8 protein-coding genes are annotated in these 15,465 nt (G+C 59.5%); 4 read left to right on the forward strand and 4 right to left on the reverse strand.

Annotated features, from left to right (window positions below):
• Positions 1-11 precede the first annotated feature (11 nt).
• On the reverse strand, positions 12-998 hold the full coding sequence (locus B5F12_RS04450; RefSeq protein ID WP_087230912.1) for a type II CAAX endopeptidase family protein: 987 nt from the start codon (positions 996-998) through the stop codon (positions 12-14).
• Positions 999-1,186: 188 nt separating this feature from the next.
• Between B5F12_RS04450 and B5F12_RS04455 the strand changes: the two genes are divergently transcribed.
• Both B5F12_RS04455 and B5F12_RS04460 read left to right on the forward strand, forming a co-directional pair.
• Positions 1,187-1,558 (forward strand): BlaI/MecI/CopY family transcriptional regulator, encoded by a 372-nt coding sequence (locus tag B5F12_RS04455; protein ID WP_087230915.1) that lies wholly within the window; start codon positions 1,187-1,189, stop codon positions 1,556-1,558.
• Entirely contained in the window at positions 1,555-3,366 is a 1,812-nt protein-coding gene (locus tag B5F12_RS04460; RefSeq protein ID WP_087230918.1) for a M56 family metallopeptidase, read from the forward strand. The genes B5F12_RS04455 and B5F12_RS04460 overlap by 4 nt, the downstream gene beginning before the upstream one ends.
• Positions 3,367-3,423: 57 nt before the next feature.
• Here B5F12_RS04460 and codA read toward each other — a convergent pair whose 3' ends face one another.
• Both codA and codB read right to left on the reverse strand, forming a co-directional pair.
• Positions 3,424-4,662 carry a cytosine deaminase gene (gene codA, locus B5F12_RS04465; protein WP_087230921.1) on the reverse strand — a complete coding sequence of 413 codons (1,239 nt, stop codon included), beginning with the start codon at positions 4,660-4,662 and terminating at the stop codon, positions 3,424-3,426.
• A gap of 21 nt (positions 4,663-4,683) precedes the next feature.
• Positions 4,684-5,925, reverse strand: a complete 1,242-nt coding sequence (gene codB, locus B5F12_RS04470; RefSeq protein WP_087230924.1) for a cytosine permease — start codon at positions 5,923-5,925, stop codon at positions 4,684-4,686.
• Between the two features lie 602 nt (positions 5,926-6,527).
• On the opposite strand from codB, the gene B5F12_RS04475 reads away from it, so the two are divergent.
• Entirely contained in the window at positions 6,528-11,045 is a 4,518-nt protein-coding gene (locus B5F12_RS04475) for a beta-N-acetylglucosaminidase domain-containing protein (RefSeq protein WP_087230927.1), read from the forward strand.
• Between the two features lie 77 nt (positions 11,046-11,122).
• Positions 11,123-15,088, forward strand: coding sequence for a family 20 glycosylhydrolase (locus B5F12_RS04480; RefSeq protein WP_087230929.1), 3,966 nt, complete (start codon positions 11,123-11,125; stop codon positions 15,086-15,088).
• A 100-nt stretch (positions 15,089-15,188) separates the two neighbouring features.
• On the opposite strand, the gene B5F12_RS04485 is transcribed toward B5F12_RS04480, so the two are convergent.
• A complete protein-coding gene (locus B5F12_RS04485) occupies positions 15,189-15,383 on the reverse strand; it encodes a hypothetical protein (RefSeq protein ID WP_087230932.1) in 195 nt (64 codons plus the stop codon).
• Between the last annotated feature and the right edge of the window lie 82 nt (positions 15,384-15,465).

A 15,465-nucleotide genomic window follows, 5' to 3' on the forward strand; every position in this document is an offset into this window, starting at 1 on the left:
TTCATGTCATGTTATAAGTTGAAGCTAAAGACCACAACACAGACCACGACAAACAGAATAAAGCCCACATTGGCGTATACCGTCTTGACCCGACCCTCCCGGGGCAGCTCCTCGGGGGTAGGCCGAAGGGTCAGAGACTTGCGCATAACGATCCCAATCACCAGGCCCGCAATGACCAGCACCAGCTGCACTACCACATAGGCCAGGTAGATGAGCAGGCCGGGCAGAATGGCCGCCAGCATCTCCTGGTCCAGATTCTGGGGGTTCAAGTTGGACAGGGCATCCAAGTCCAGGTTGGACACCACCCACAGGGGCACCACCGAGCCCATGAAGTTGATGATCATGTGCATCAGCACAGGATAGCGGAGGCGACGGGTGCGCAGGTACACATAGGCAAAAATCAGGCCCATGCCGAAGGCGTAGAAGAACTGAAACAGGTTCATGTGGAACAGGGCGAAGGTGAGGGCGGAAAACACCATGGCAGTCTTTTCCCCATACTGGGCGCAGCGGTCCAGCAGCTGCTTACGGAACACCAGCTCCTCCACCAATGGGGCCAAAATCACCACGGTAAACAGCATCAACGGGTTTCCACCGCTGACCATGGCCTCCACACCGTTTTGTGCCGTTCCGCCGGACAGCAGCCCGGACAAGAAGGTGCCAACCAGATTTCCGATGAACATCACCGGGAAGCACATCAGCAACAGCGCCCAAAACTTTCCTCCCCCCAGTTTGGTCTGGGACTGCTCCACCACGGGCATCTTGCGGAGGATCAACAAAAACAGAGGCACACCCACCAGGTACTGCGGGATAAAGGAAGCCGCCCACAAAAACCAGGCGTTCTCTAACACGTTCACACCCATGGCAAACAACACGCCCCCAATCGCCACTGCCACAAGCTGCAGCACGACGATGACCATCGCATAGGCACACAGGGCCCATCCCAATCTGCCAAAGCAGGACTTTGCTTTCTCCACTGATACCAAGTTCTCTTCCTCCATATGGTATTCCCTCCCATTTCTCTCTCGTTTGGGGTCTTGCTTTCGCCCATTCTCTCATATCTTCCACAAAGAATCAATCCCCCTGTGCAACTTCTCTCCCCTCATCCTCTATCTTTCCATTGACAGATTCAATCGAATGCGTTAGACTGACAGTGTAATCGAACGCATTAGACTAAGGAGGTGACACCATGGACACGCCGAAGATTTTTGAGAGCGAGTACCGTTTCTGCCTCATTTTGTGGGAGCACGAGCCCATCAAAAGCGGGGAGCTGGTGGCTCTGTGCAAGGAGCAGCTGGGGTGGAAAAACTCCACCACCTACACGGTCATCAAGCGCCTGGCCCAGCGAGGGGTGCTGAAAAATGAGAACACCATTGTCACCTCTCTGGTCTCCAAGGACCAGGTGCAGGCCGCTGAGATCGACGAGCTGGTGGAGACCAAATTTGAGGGTTCGCTCCCCGCCTTTGTGGCGGCCTTTACCCGCCACCAGAAGATGACCCAGAAGGAGATCGACCAGGTACAGGCGATGATCGACCAATTTAGAAAGGGGAATGGGCCATGACTGAGCTGTTTTTGCATGTGGTAAACATCAGCATTTCTGCCAGCTGGCTGGTGTTGGCGGTACTTCTGGCCCGCCTGGTGCTGAAACGGGCTCCAAAATGGGCCTATGTGCTGCTGTGGGGCATTGTGGGGGTGCGGCTCATCTTCCCCTTCTCCCTGGAGAGCGCCCTGAGCCTCATTCCCAGTGTCGAGACCATCTCTCCCACCATCCTCACCGACGCCACCCCCAAGGTCTACACCGGATTTCCCACCCTGAACCAGTCCATCAATCCCGTACTCTCCCAGGCCGCTGCCTCCGCCCCTGATTCCGCCCCCAACCTTTTGGAAATCTGGCTTCCGGTGCTGGCGGTCCTCTGGTTCTTTGGTGTGGCGGCGCTGCTAGGTTGGAGTGCCGTGAGCTATCTGCGCCTGCGGCGGCGGGTGGCCACGGCGGTACGTTTGGAGGACAATCTCTATCAGAGCGAGGCGGTCCTCTCCCCCTTTGTGCTGGGGCTGGTTCACCCTCGCATGTATCTTCCCTTCTATCTGGACCAAGACACCATGGAGCACGTGGTGGCCCATGAGCGGGCTCACATCCAGCGCAGAGATCACTGGTGGAAACTCCTGGCCTTTGTGCTGCTGAGCGTGTACTGGTTCAACCCTCTGCTGTGGCTGGCCTATCTGCTGCTGTGCCGGGATATTGAGCTGGCCTGTGACGAGAAGGTGGTGCGGGGCATGGAGCCCCAGCAGCGGGCGGACTACTCCCAGGCCCTGCTCTCCTGCTCGGTGCGCCGCCCTGCCATTGCCGCCTGTCCTCTGGCCTTTGGGGAGGTTGGGGTGAAGCAGCGGGTGAAGTCGGTGCTGCGCTATCAGCGGCCCACCGTTCTGGTGGTGTCCGCCTCGTTGGTGGTGTGCACCATCGTTGGAGTGTGCTTTCTCACCAATCCCCCCATTCCCCGAGGCTTCCCCATGCAGGGACACAATGTGGCAGATTTAGACCCTCAAGAAATTACGGAGCAAATTGCACGGATCGAGCGGCTCCAGGATGCCTCCACCCTCAATGTCAACCCCGACCAGTTTGAAGTCCGTCTCAACGCAGACTTTCAGTGGGTGGACACCGGCACCGTCCGCTTCTTTTACTGGCAGAACCAGCAGTCCTACAGCGCACAGCTACAGCTGAATCTAGAGGATAACACGTATACGGTCACTCAGCCCACCACCTGCCCAGAGCAGACTACCATATACAAACTGCGGGACTATTTGGAGGCCTTGAAGTATCTGCCCCAGGAGGAAATTCGCCGTCTGGCCCCAGATGCTGACCAATTTTCCATCACCCATGTGGCCGAGGGTATTCCAGGTGGTGAGTGCACCATCACCTACACCGACGACGGGGTGAGTGACCTGGGTGGATGGCTCATCCACCTGGTGGTTCAGCCCCTGTACCAAAAAGCCAATGGAGGGTACCACGGCACCGGAGACGAGGCCATCCACCTGTTCTACGGCACGCCCCCCACCCAACTTCTAGCCACCTATTGGGGCCCAAGCCGCCCCGGTACCCTTCACCTGAAAACTCCAGACACCTCCCTGGATTTTGACACATCGTATCTGGAGCTGTTCAGCGACGGCACCTTCCTTTGGTCCCCTTCCGTCCTCATGAGTTTTGTCGCCCGGGGGTACTTTGAGCAGACGGAGGACACTCTGACCCTATACCCCAAAGGCGGAGCATCGGTCTATGTATTCCACAAAGAGGGAGATACCCTGACCTACGATGCAGACGCCTCCACCCAGCCTTTGCCCATGGAGAAGTGGGCGTATCTGCCCGGCGTATAACAACATCCCACGGAGCCCCTGAAGGGGGTTCCGTGGGATGTTTTCGTACCATTGAAATTAGAAGAACACCTGCTTGTCCACAGGGGCGGTGCTGGCAATCAGCTTGCCTTTGCGGTAATTGCGCAGGACATTGGCGTCATAGTTCAATGCGTCGTACCAGTCCTTGGCGTCCAGGATGATGAAGTTGGCATCGTTGCCTTCCTTGATGCCGTAGGCATCCCCCAGGTGGAGGGTACGGGCGGCGTTGGTGGTGACGAAGCGGTAGGAGTTGACGATCTCCTCATAGCCCAGCATGTGGCCCGCGTACAGGCCCATGAACACCTGGTCCCGCATTTTGGAATTGCCCAGAGGATTCCAGGGGTCGAAGATATCGTCGGAGCCGAAGGAGACGTTGATGCCCTCGTCGGTGAGCTCCTTCACCCGGGTCATGCTTCGGCGCTTGGGGTAGGTGTCGGTGCGGCCACCCAGGTGGACATTGACGCAGGGATTGGCCACAAAGTTGATGCCGGACAGCTTGAGAAGCCGCATCAGGCGGATGACATAGGCGTTGTTGTAGCTGTGCATGGCGGTGGTGTGGGAGGCGGTGACCTTCTCCCCCATGCCCATCTCATAGGCCCGGGTGGCCAGGGTCTCCAGGCCACGGGAGGCCTCATCGTCGATCTCATCACAGTGGACATCCACCAGCTTGTTGTACTTGGCGGCCAGGTCCATGCAGATGTTCAGAGACTCCACGGAGTACTCCCGGGTGAACTCGAAGTGGGGGATGGCTCCGGCGGCGTCCGCCCCCATCTCCAGGGCCTGCTCCAGCAGCTTGGCCCCGTTGGGGTAGCTGAGGATGCCGTACTGGGGGAAGGCCACGATCTGGATGTCCATGTAGTCACGGACCTCTTCCCGAATCTCCAGCATGGCCTCCAGGGCGGTGAGCTTGGGGTCGTTGATGTCCACATGGGTGCGGACGTACTGGATGCCGTTGGCCGCCTGCATACGGATGGCCTGGTTGACCCGGGCCTTCACATCCTCATGGGTCAGGGAGGGCTTGTACTCCTCCCAGCACTGGATGCCCTCAAAGAGGGTACCGCTGAGGTTCCAGCGGGGACGGCCAGCGGTGAGGCAGGTGTCCAGGTGCACGTGGGATTCCACAAAGGGCGGCAGAGCCATCTTTCCGGCGCAGTCGGCCACTACTTCCTCACCCCGCAAGGGCTCCAGGTGGGGAGCGATGGAGGCAAACTTGCCGTCGGTGACTCGAATGTCCACCGTGTCCTGGGCATTGCCCAGGTGAAGCTTTTGAAAGAGCATGGTAAAATCCTCCCTGTTTGTTTAGTTGTGTTTTTTACCCAGCAGCTCCCCCAGGAAGAAGCACACCGCCGCCACGATCATGGCGTTGATGGCGGCAATGCCCCAGGGAAGGACGTTGGCTGCCACAGCGCCCACCACGATGCCGGCAATGTTGAACCAGTTGACGGTCACACGCCGATCGGCGTCCCGGAACTTGCTGCGGTTTTTGAAGAAGTCCAGAATGACAATGGCACCGATGGGGGGCAGCGCGCAGTTCAAGATGTTCAGCCAGCCAGTGAAGTTCCAGTACAGCCAGATGGCCAGGGCGGTACCCACGATACCGGCAATCCAGGTGGTGAACTTCATGCGCACCCCGGAGACGTTGGAGATGGCCAGACCGCCGGTGTACAGAGCGTTGTTGTTGGTGGTCCAGATATTGGCGCCCAGCACGATGAGGGCGGGGATAGCCAGACCCTGGGCGATCATCACATAGAAGATATCATCCTTCCCGGTGAAGGCGCCGCCCACAGCGCCGAAGCAGAACATCAGAGTATTTCCCAGGAAAAAGGCGATGACGGTGGTCCACACCGCGATCTTGCTGTTTTTTGCAAAACGGATGAAGTTGGGGGTGGCGGTGCCGCCGGAGATAAAGGAGCCGATGACGTAGCCAATGCCAGTGACCAAGCTGATGTCGCCGGCAGACTGGGCGAAGATGGCAGTGAGTCCGCCGCCCTCTCCGGTGGCGGTGATCATGGAGTACATACCCAGCACCACAATGAGGGGCACGGAGATATAGCTGACGATCTCCAGGGCCTTCATTCCGGTGGCCGCGGTGGCGGTCATCAGCAGGCCAGCCACGATGGTCAGCGCCCACGCATTGACCCCCAAGAGCTCGGCAGCAGGGATGGAGAACATGGCCACACCCACGCCGAACCAGCCGATCTGGGTAAAGCCCAGAATGGCGGAGGACAGGTAGGAGCCCTTCTCACCGAAGGTCTTGCGGCACAGCAGGTCCATGTTCAGCCCGGTGCTGGAGCCAATGTAGGCCAGGATGCCGCAGTAGGCGGAGAGAATCAGGCCGCCGATGAGACAGGCCCAGGCAAAGCCGGACAGGTCCAGACCGTTACCCAGCTTGGCGCCCACGCTCATGCTGGCGGAAAAGAAGGTAAAGCCCAGCATGACAAAGAACATGTTCCAAAAGCCTTTCCGGGCCGAGGTGGGAACCGCCTCCAGGGAATAGTCGGCGTCTACCTGGTGTTGTTTTTCTCGTTCGTGTTTACTCATACGCAATGAATCTCCCTCTCAGTTTCTTTTTTCATGGAGTCTACACTCAGTTGAATAATATACCATGATTTTGACAGAAATGTCCACCTACCCTTTCCCTAAAAAATGTCGAAAATCCACCCACCTCTCCCAGCAAAATTATCCTTTACCAGAAGAGGAATAAAATGCACCCATGTAGCCAGTTTGTCTCCACTTCTCCATATAATTCCTCACAATTTCCACTTACCATCTTCCATTTCGCATAGTTTCAATTCCATCTTACTTCGATTCTTTTGTTGACTTTTCACAGTCTCCGGTCTACAATAGGTAGGTAAAGGCCTGGGATGGGTATCGTTTCCCCCGTCCCCTTTTCCAGCGCATAATCCTCACAAATTGTCAACCCCGTACCGAACTGCAAGGCACAGTTGGAGGCTTCTCCCCAAGGTGTTGGAGTGTCGTTTTCCCTTTCCTGCGTTTTGGTGGGGTTTTCCTTTGTATGATAGACCAGAGATGGCAACAGGGCGGCCTCAGGCCCCCCTTTACCATAATTGAACAGTGGGAGGCGAAAACAGCAAGCACACGGAAGAAAGAAAAGGAGCATTTTTGACAAAGGAGGAATAATCTTGAACAAACTCGTGAAGTGCATCACAGGCGCGATCCTGGCGGTATGCATGGTCACCACCGGTATGCCGGGCCTGGGACTGCTCTCCCAGACCGCTCAGGCTGCCGCCGACACCAACCTGGCCCTGAACAAGACCGCCACGGCCAACGATGTGGAGTCCGGTACCAGCTTCACCGCAGACAAGGCTGTGGATGGCAACTCCAGCACCCGCTGGGCCACCAATGCCGACAACGCAGGCACCGCCCCCAAGTGGCTGCAAGTTGATTTTGGCACCACCACCACCTTTGATACGGTGGATATCTCCTGGGAGCAGCAGAACATCGTGGAGTACAAGCTGGAGGTGTCTGACAACGCCGACAGCTGGACCACCGTGTTTGAGCGCAACTCCAACCCCACCACCAAGGACGAGAGCATCTCCCTGGAGACTCCCGCCGTGGGCCGCTATCTCCGGGTGTACGTCAGCCGCTACGACCAGGCCGACTGGAAGTCTGTGTCCATCTTTGAGCTGGCTGTGTACAACTCCAAGGATGACACCCCCGATGTGTCCGGCGGCAACTACACCATCTACCCCACCCCCCAGAAGGTGACCGATGAAGAGGGCACCATCACCCTCACCGACACCATCAACGTCATCCAGGGTGAGGGCATCGACACCGTCACCGCCAACCGCATCCAGGAGGTTCTCACCGACAACGGGTACACCACCCAGGTTGCCGATCAGGCCTCTGAGACCAACACCAACCTGTATGTGGGCATCAACGGCTCCGGCGACGCCGCCGACACCTATGAGGGTGTGCCCAAGGACGTGTTCACCGAGGGCGAGAACAAGTACGACATGCATGTGGTGAAGGTGTTTGAAAACGGCGACATCGTCATTCTGGGCAAGGACAGCGACGCTGCCTACTACGGTCTGGCCACTCTGAACCTGATGCTGGAGCAGACCCCCGACCACCAGATGAAGATCTCCACCTTTGAGGACTACTCCTTCCAGAAGTACCGTGGCTGCGTGGAAGGCTACTACGGCTACCCCTGGAGCGTGGAGGGCACTCTGAGCTGGTTCGACTTTGCAAAGCGCTACAAGATGAACATCTTCCTCTACGGCCCCAAGACCGACCCCTATCACCTGGGACAGTGGGACGAGCCCTATCCTGAGACCGTCACCGAGGAGGAGTCCGCCATCGGCATCCGCACCCGCAGCGAGATGCAGCAGTTTGCCGAGAAGGCCACCGAGTGCAACGTGGACTTCGTCTGGGTGGCTCATCCCGCCATGAAGAAGCCTATTGACTTCACCAATGAGGAGACCGTCAATGAGGGCGTGGACCGCCTGATGGCCAAGTTTGCGGATATGTACGACCTGGGCGTGCGTCAGTTCGGCATCTTCGTGGACGACATCTCCAACTCTGAGGCCGCCCGCACCTGCGACATGCAGATCTACATGCTCAACACCACCCAGGAGCGTCTGTATGAGACCTACAACGGCGAGGGCACTGCAGCGGAAGACCATGTAAAGGGCCTGTTCTTTACTCCCGCCTGGTACACAACCCGCTCCAGCGGCGCTTCCACCTATATGCCCAAGTTCCGCAATGTGCACGAGGACATCGAGATCTGCTTCACCGGCAGCGACGTGTTCTCCAGCATCAGCAACACCTCTGCCACCACCTTTAAGAATTGGATTGGCCGGGACCCCGTGCTGTGGTGGAACTACCCCGTCAACGACAATGTGGACAACGTCTACTACACCAACCCCATCAACCACTACTACTCCCTGGACTCCAACCCCACCAGCCTCAAGGGTGTGCTGTCCAACCCCATGAACTACTCCGAGTCCTCCAAGGTGGCGTTCTTCGGCATTGCTGACTACACCTGGAACCCCAACGCCTTTGACGCCATGGAGAACTGGGAGAACTGCTTCGACGGCATCTTCCCCGACGACCCCGACATGGCCCAGGCCCTGAAGGTGGTCTACGGCAGCCTGAACACCAGCTATGAGCCCGCCGAGCTGACCCGTCTGTACGCTCAGTACGGCAGTGGCAGCGCCACCGCCGCCGCCAGCCTCATGGAGAAGATGTATGAGATCGTGGACTCCATCGAGAAGCTGGAGACTCTGAAAAACAGCGACGATCCCGTGGAGCGCCTGCTGGTGGAGGAGGCTCAGCCCGCCTTCAACAAGCTCTATGACATGGCCGCTGCCATCGGCGGCGCTATGGCGGTGGAGTCCTCCGACGATCCTCTGGTGCAGACCCACGGCTACTACCTGGCCAAGGCCGCCTATGAGCGTCTGAGCATCTACCGCAACCCCCGCTATCAGATCATCGCTCTGGAAGGCTCCGGCGCTGACATCTACTACAGCACTTGGGAAGCTGAGCCCTCCAACGGCAAGATGAAGGCCTTCGTGGAGACCGCCATGAATGCCATTGCCGATTTCGACGTCACCTCTCTGGACACCAGCGCCGCGGACATCCAGTCCGTGCAGATTCTGCCCAATGAGAACGTGGAGGTCCGTCAGGGCACCACCTGCCAGTTCACCGCTCAGGTCACCGCCAACGGCGAGAACCTCAGCGACGTGATCTGGACCGTGGAGGGCAACACTGGCGAGAACACCACTATGAACTTCAACGGCATCCTCACCATGGATACCAACGAGCTCTCCCCCACCGTCACCGTCAAGGCTGTCTCCGCCTATGACGACACCGTGTTCGCCACTGTGGAAGTGAAGGTCACCGACCGCATCTATGTGGATCCCACCATCCCCACCAACCAGGCCTACGGCGCCGCCATTCTGGGTGGTTCCGGCAATCCCGGCGTGGGCGGCGGCCCGGAGAACCTCTTCGACGAGAGCGAGGACGGCTCCAAGTGGTGCCCCGGCGACAACACCCGCTACAACCAGTGGGCCGCCTTCGACCTGGGCGCTGACAAGACCATCTCCTCCTGGCAGACCGTCCACGCAGGTGTGGAGCACGAGCTGGACATCTCCTCCAACTTCTCCCTGCAGGTCCTCAAGGACCCCAATGCCACTGAGGAGCAGCTCCACGACAAGTCCTACCTGGGCAACAGCGCCAACTGGGTCACCGTGGCCGAGTACGTGGGCAACACCGAGAACATCACCACCTATGAGTTCGAGGAGCCCGTGACCGCCCGCTACTTCCGTCTGTACATCGCCGACGGCTGCCAGCCCGGCGTGCCCTATGCCGCCACTCGTATCTATGAGTGCCGCCTGTTCGGTGTGGACACCGCCACCGTGGAGCGCACCCACAGCCTGACCATCGCCGACGGCATTGCCAACGGCACCATCACCACCGACGCCGCCAACTACGAAGAGGGCGCCAAGGTCAACGTGTACGTCACCCCCGACGAGGGCTACCGCCTGAAGGAGGGCACCCTGAAGTACAACGACACCGTGATGGAGGGCACCAGCTTCCTGATGCCCGCGGAAGACGTGGTCATCACCGCCCAGTTCGAGGTGGATTCCGGCACCGAGCCCACCGTGGACAAGACGAAGCTCCAGGCCGCCGTGGACGAGGCCTCCGCTCTGAAGGAAGCCGACTACACCGCCGAGACCTGGACCGTATTTGCCGCCGCTCTGGCCGACGCCCAGGCCGTCCTGGCCAATGACCAGGCCACTCAGGCCCAGGTGGACAACGCTCTGACCGCCCTCAACGCCGCTGTGGAGCAGCTGGAGAAGGTTCAGGAGCCCGGCCAGGAGGCCAACAAGCTTCTGCTGCAAAAGACCTATGACTACGCTCTGACCCTGGACACCACCGGCGTGGTGGACTCCGCCGTGAAAATCTTCCAGAAGGCTATGGACGAGGCCAAGGCCGTGCTGGACGACCCCAACGCCACTCAGGACGAAGTGAACACCGCTTGGGACAACCTGCTCACTGGCATCTGGTCCCTGGGCCTGAAGCAGGGCGACAAGACCATGCTGGAGGTACTCATCGTCAAGGCTGAGTCCATGGTAGCCAACCAGAGCAAGTACATGCCCGACCACTGGCAGGAACTGCTGGACGCCCTGAATGCCGGCCAGAAGGTCATGGACGACGGCGATGCCCTCCAGGGCGACGTGGAGACCGCTGTGGAGGCTCTGATGAACGCCATCCTGGCCCAGCGCTACAAGGCCGACAAGTCCATCCTGGAAGACCTCATCGGCAAGGCTGAGAGCATCGACCTGACCGGCTACACCGCCGAGTCCGTGGCCATGTTCCGCTCCGCTCTGGCCTCTGCTCAGTCCGTGCTGGCTGACGAGACCCTCTCTGAGGACGATCAGGCCACCGTGGACAACGCCGTGGCCGCTCTGTCCGCTGCTATGGACGGCCTCACCGCCGGTGGCGCTCCCGAGACCACCGACAAGCCCGTGGCCTCTGAGAAGCCTGAGACCACCGACAAGCCCCAGGCCACTGAGAAGCCCGAGAACGTGCCTCAGACGGGCGACGAGGCCATAATTCAGATTTGGGTGGCTCTGGCTCTGGTCAGCACCGCCGCTCTGGCTCTGGCTGTGACCAAGAAGAAGCACAACGTGTAAGCCCTTCCCCTTCTGTACCGCTCCGCCCACCGGGGCGGGGCGGTGCAGGAACCTGACATCGGAAAGGATTTGAAACAATGAAAGCAAAGAACAAACGGGTGGCCGCCCTGGCACTGGCCACCGCCCTGACCTTCAGCCTGTCCGCCCCCTTCACCCTGCCTCAGGCTCGAGCCACGGGCAACACCTCTGTCTCCATGAACGTGCGCAGCAGTGAGGACCTGGCCACCCTGGTCAACCCCATTGTCCAGAAGTACACCGTGGACGATTCCCAGCAGACCTGGGTGATGTCTCCCTCCACCCGCCTGGCTGTGCTGGCCACCCAGGAGAACGTGGAGAACGAGCGCCTGGCCGAAGTGGTGAAGCTGGTCAACTCCGAGTTTGTGGAGAAGGAAGTGGTCTCCTCCACCCCCTTCACCATGGTGTACGCCAACGAGGAGGACGTGGCTTCCGCTGATGTGCTCATCAAGCTGGACACCGACAGCTCCCTGTATGACGGCTCCGAGAGCACCGAGGCCTACCGCATTGACATCGGCGCCGACGGCGTGGTCATCACCGCCGCCAGCGAGAACGCCGTCATGTACGCTCTGCGCACCATCCAGAACTACATGGTGGCCAACGACGGTCTGCCCTACGGCACCATCGTGGACTATCCCGACGTGGCCGAGCGCCGTCTCCATGTGGACTGTGCCCGTAAGTACATCAGCAAGGACTGGTTCATCCGCCAAATCCGTGAGATGTCCTTCCTGAAGATGAACGCCATCCAGATCCACTTCTCTGAGAACCTGGGCTTCCGCATTGAGTGTGAGACCGACCCCTCCATCGTCTCTGACGAGTACCTGACCAAGGACGAGGTGCGGGAGATTCTGGCTGAGGCTGAGAAGTACGGCGTGAAGGTCATCCCCTCCTTTGACAGCCCCGGCCATGTGGACCAGATTCTCCGTGCCCACCCCGAGTATGGCCAGATCAGCAACAAGGGCTCTCACTACAAGTCCGGTCTGGACGTGACCAACCCTGAGGCTGTGGAGTACATCTATTCTCTGTACGATGAGTACATGGAGCTGTTTGAGGGCTGCACCGACTTCCACATCGGCGGCGACGAGTACATGGAGTTTGACCGCGCCCCCTTCACCACCGAGTACAAGAGCGTGCTCAATGACTACGCCAAGAAGACCCTGGGCTCTGAGTACCAGTGGAAGGACGTGCTGGCCAACTACATCAACGAGCTGGCCGAGTATGTCCACTCCAAGGGCTTCACTCCCCGTGTGTGGAACGACGGCCTGTACTACGGTGAGAACTCCTGGGAAGGAGCTCAGCGCATTGTCATGCACGACTACATCGGTGTAGACTTCTGGTCCCAGATGGGTTGGAACCGGGACATCGCCAAGCTCCAGACCTTCATCAACAAGGGCCACGACACCATCTACAACGTCAACGCCAGCTTCTTCTACTATGTGCTGCGCAACGATAAGCCCACCGACGGCCGGGAGCAGCACTCCTTCGACGTCCTGAACCAGGACAAGAACATCTTCGAGAACTGGACCCCCGGCAAGTTCCAGTCCAACACCATTGCCGACGACCACCCCTCCATCAAGGGTACTTCCATGGCCATCTGGTGCGATAACCCCACCCTGGTGGATGAGGACGTGATCACCGAGGACATCGCCGACGAGCTGCGTGCCCTGGCCTCCAAGGCCTGGAACGTGGAGAGCAACGCCACCATCAACTTCGAGCAGTTCAAGGAGAACTATCAGGTGCTGGGCAACGTGGCTGGCTTTGAGAAGGGCTCCACCCTCCCCGACGCCGGTGAGTTCCAGAGCGCTGAGAGCCTGGGCACCGTCACCCTGCGCTACGTCAGCGACACCGGCAAGGTGCTCAAGGAGGACGTGGTGAAGTACGGCACCATCGGCAACGAGTACTCCTTCACCGCTGACGAGATCTACGGCTACAAGCTGGTGAGCGAAGGCAATGTCTCCGGTACCTACTCTAAGGAAGGCGACGTGTACACCTTCACCTACACCCTGTTCACCGACAAGACCGATCTGGGCGCCGAGCTGGAGGCAAAGCTCAACGCCGCCGACTACATCCCCGCCACTTTCGCCGAGTACCAGACCGCTCTGGATGCTGCCCAGGCCGTGTATGACCAGGAGGACAGCGAGCAGCTGGCGGTGGACGAGGCTCTGGCCGCCCTCACCGAGGCCAAGGCCAAGGCCGTTCTGCTCAAGAACTTCGCTCTGTATGTGGAGACCCAGTTCCCCCTCACCGACATCGGCTATCAGTCCGGCTACACCGAGTACAAGGCCGCTGTGAACGCTGCGGAAGAGGTTCTGTACTCCCAGGGCAATGACGCCCAGGCTGTGGCCGCCGCCCTGGAGTCTGTGAACACCGCCAAGGCCGCTCTCATGCTGCCCGACGGCAACACTCCCACCGTCTCCGCCACCGACAGCTACTATCAGAGCTACAGCTATGACAAGATGCTGGACGGCAACCTGAACACCAAGTGCTGGTTCGAGAAGGACCAGGAGGCTGGCAAGGAGTTCGTGTTCACCTTCCCCCAGGCTGTGAACATGTCTCAGATTCGTGTGGTGCAGCCCAGCAACGTGGGCGCTGACATTCTGGAGGGCGCCGACGTTCAGGTGTCCACCAACAAGGAGACCTGGACCACCGTGGGCCACCTGGACAGCTCTTCTTCTGACACCACCATCGAGTTTGACTCCACCGTGGTCAAGTACGTCCGCGTCCTGCTCACTGCCACCAAGAAGAACTGGTATCAGATCTCCGAGGTTCAGTTCACCTACGAGCAGATTCCCGAGGACACCACCGTCCGGGACATCATCGCCGAGGCTGAGGCCATCGACATCACCGGCAAGGATGTGGCCGCCGTCAACACCATGATCGACGCCCTCATCGAGGTGCAGAAGCTGTACGCCGAGGACAGCAAGGACACTGCTGAGGCCGTGGCCGCTCTGCGTACCGCCATCGACCAGCTGACCGACACCGACGAGCCCGCCACCGAGGCCAGCAAGGCTCTGCTGCAGAAGGTGTATGACTACGCCGCTGCCCAGGATACCAGCAAGCTCATTCCCACCGTGGCCGCCAAGTACCAGGCTGCTCTGGACCAGGCCCAGGCCGTTCTGGCTGACCCCAACGCCACCCAGCCCGAGGTGGACAAGGCCACCGAGGACCTGTTCGAAGCGGTGCACCTGCTGGACTTCACCCAGGGTGACAAGGAAGCTCTGAACCTGCTCATTGAGCGCGCCAAGGAAATGGTGGCCAACGAGGACCAGTACATGGACACCAACTGGCAGATGCTGCTGGACGCCCTGGACAAGGCCGAGGCCGTGTCCGCTGACCCCGACGCTCTGCAGTATGAGGTGGACGCCGCCTATGCCGCTCTGCTGGAGGCCATTGAGGCTCAGCAGCTGCGCTGCGACAAGTCCATGCTGGAGTTGCTCATCGACCGTGCCAACGGCATGGTGGAGAATGCCGACAAGTATGTGGAGACCAACTGGCAGATGCTGCTGGATGCTCTGGAGAAGGCCCAGACCGTCTATGACGATCCCAACGCCACCCAGGCTGAGGTAGAGACCGCCTGTGATGAGCTGCTGGAGGCCATCATGGCCCAGCGCTTCAAGGCCGACAAGTCCATCCTGGATGACCTCATCAACCAGGCCGAGAACATGAACCTGGACGGCTATCCCGCTGAGGCTGTGGCCACCTTCCGCACCGCTCTGGCCAATGCCCAGGCTGTGATGGCGGACAACAGCCTGTCTGTGGACGATCAGAAGACTGTGAACGATGCCGTGGCTGCCCTCACCGCCGCCATGGACGGCCTCACCGCCGACGGTACTCCCGAGACCACCGACAAGCCCGAGGCCTCTGCCAAGCCCGAAGCTTCCAGCAAGCCTGAGGCCACCACCAAGCCCGAGAAGGTGCCTCAGACTAGCGATAACAGCCATCTGGCCGCTTGGGCCACGGCTGGCGTGATCTCCCTGGCTGGCGCCGCCTACGTGGTAACCCGCCGCAAGGACGAGGCCGACCAGTAATCCCCTTGCAACGATCTCAAGCCCCCCTTGAGTCGTCAAAAGCCCCCGCCCTCCGGCGCAAACCGAAGGGCGGGGGCTTTTCATCTCTCTACAATTGGTATTACCATACTTGGCGGCGCACCTGGAGGCTCTCCAACTGGTGGACCGCCTGGGTGCACCGGGCCATGTGGTAGCGGAGATAGGCCTTTTTGGCCTCCCGCTGCTCCTTCTGCCTGCGCTGGAACAACAGCCAGTTGGCACAGGTCTTGTGGCACCCCTCTCGGTAGCTGGGACAGGTCTTCTGACAAGGCAGCATAACAATCACCACTCCTAGAGATTCTTCCTAGTCTATGGTCTCCAGTATAGTCTCCCGTCCTGCCACTCGCCATCCAACTTGT

Source organism: Pseudoflavonifractor sp. An176 (assembly GCF_002160435.1).
Lineage (GTDB): Bacteria > Bacillota > Clostridia > Oscillospirales > Oscillospiraceae > Enterenecus > Enterenecus faecium.

Coding starts and splice junctions, on each gene's coding strand:
- codB (WP_087230924.1), bottom strand. CDS start 5,925: ATGAGTAAACACGAACGAGAAAAACAACACCAGGTAGACGCCGACTAT.
- B5F12_RS04485 (WP_087230932.1), bottom strand. CDS start 15,383: ATGCTGCCTTGTCAGAAGACCTGTCCCAGCTACCGAGAGGGGTGCCAC.
- B5F12_RS04480 (WP_087230929.1), top strand. CDS start 11,123: ATGAAAGCAAAGAACAAACGGGTGGCCGCCCTGGCACTGGCCACCGCC.
- codA (WP_087230921.1), bottom strand. CDS start 4,662: ATGCTCTTTCAAAAGCTTCACCTGGGCAATGCCCAGGACACGGTGGAC.
- B5F12_RS04460 (WP_087230918.1), top strand. CDS start 1,555: ATGACTGAGCTGTTTTTGCATGTGGTAAACATCAGCATTTCTGCCAGC.
- B5F12_RS04455 (WP_087230915.1), top strand. CDS start 1,187: ATGGACACGCCGAAGATTTTTGAGAGCGAGTACCGTTTCTGCCTCATT.
- B5F12_RS04450 (WP_087230912.1), bottom strand. CDS start 998: ATGGAGGAAGAGAACTTGGTATCAGTGGAGAAAGCAAAGTCCTGCTTT.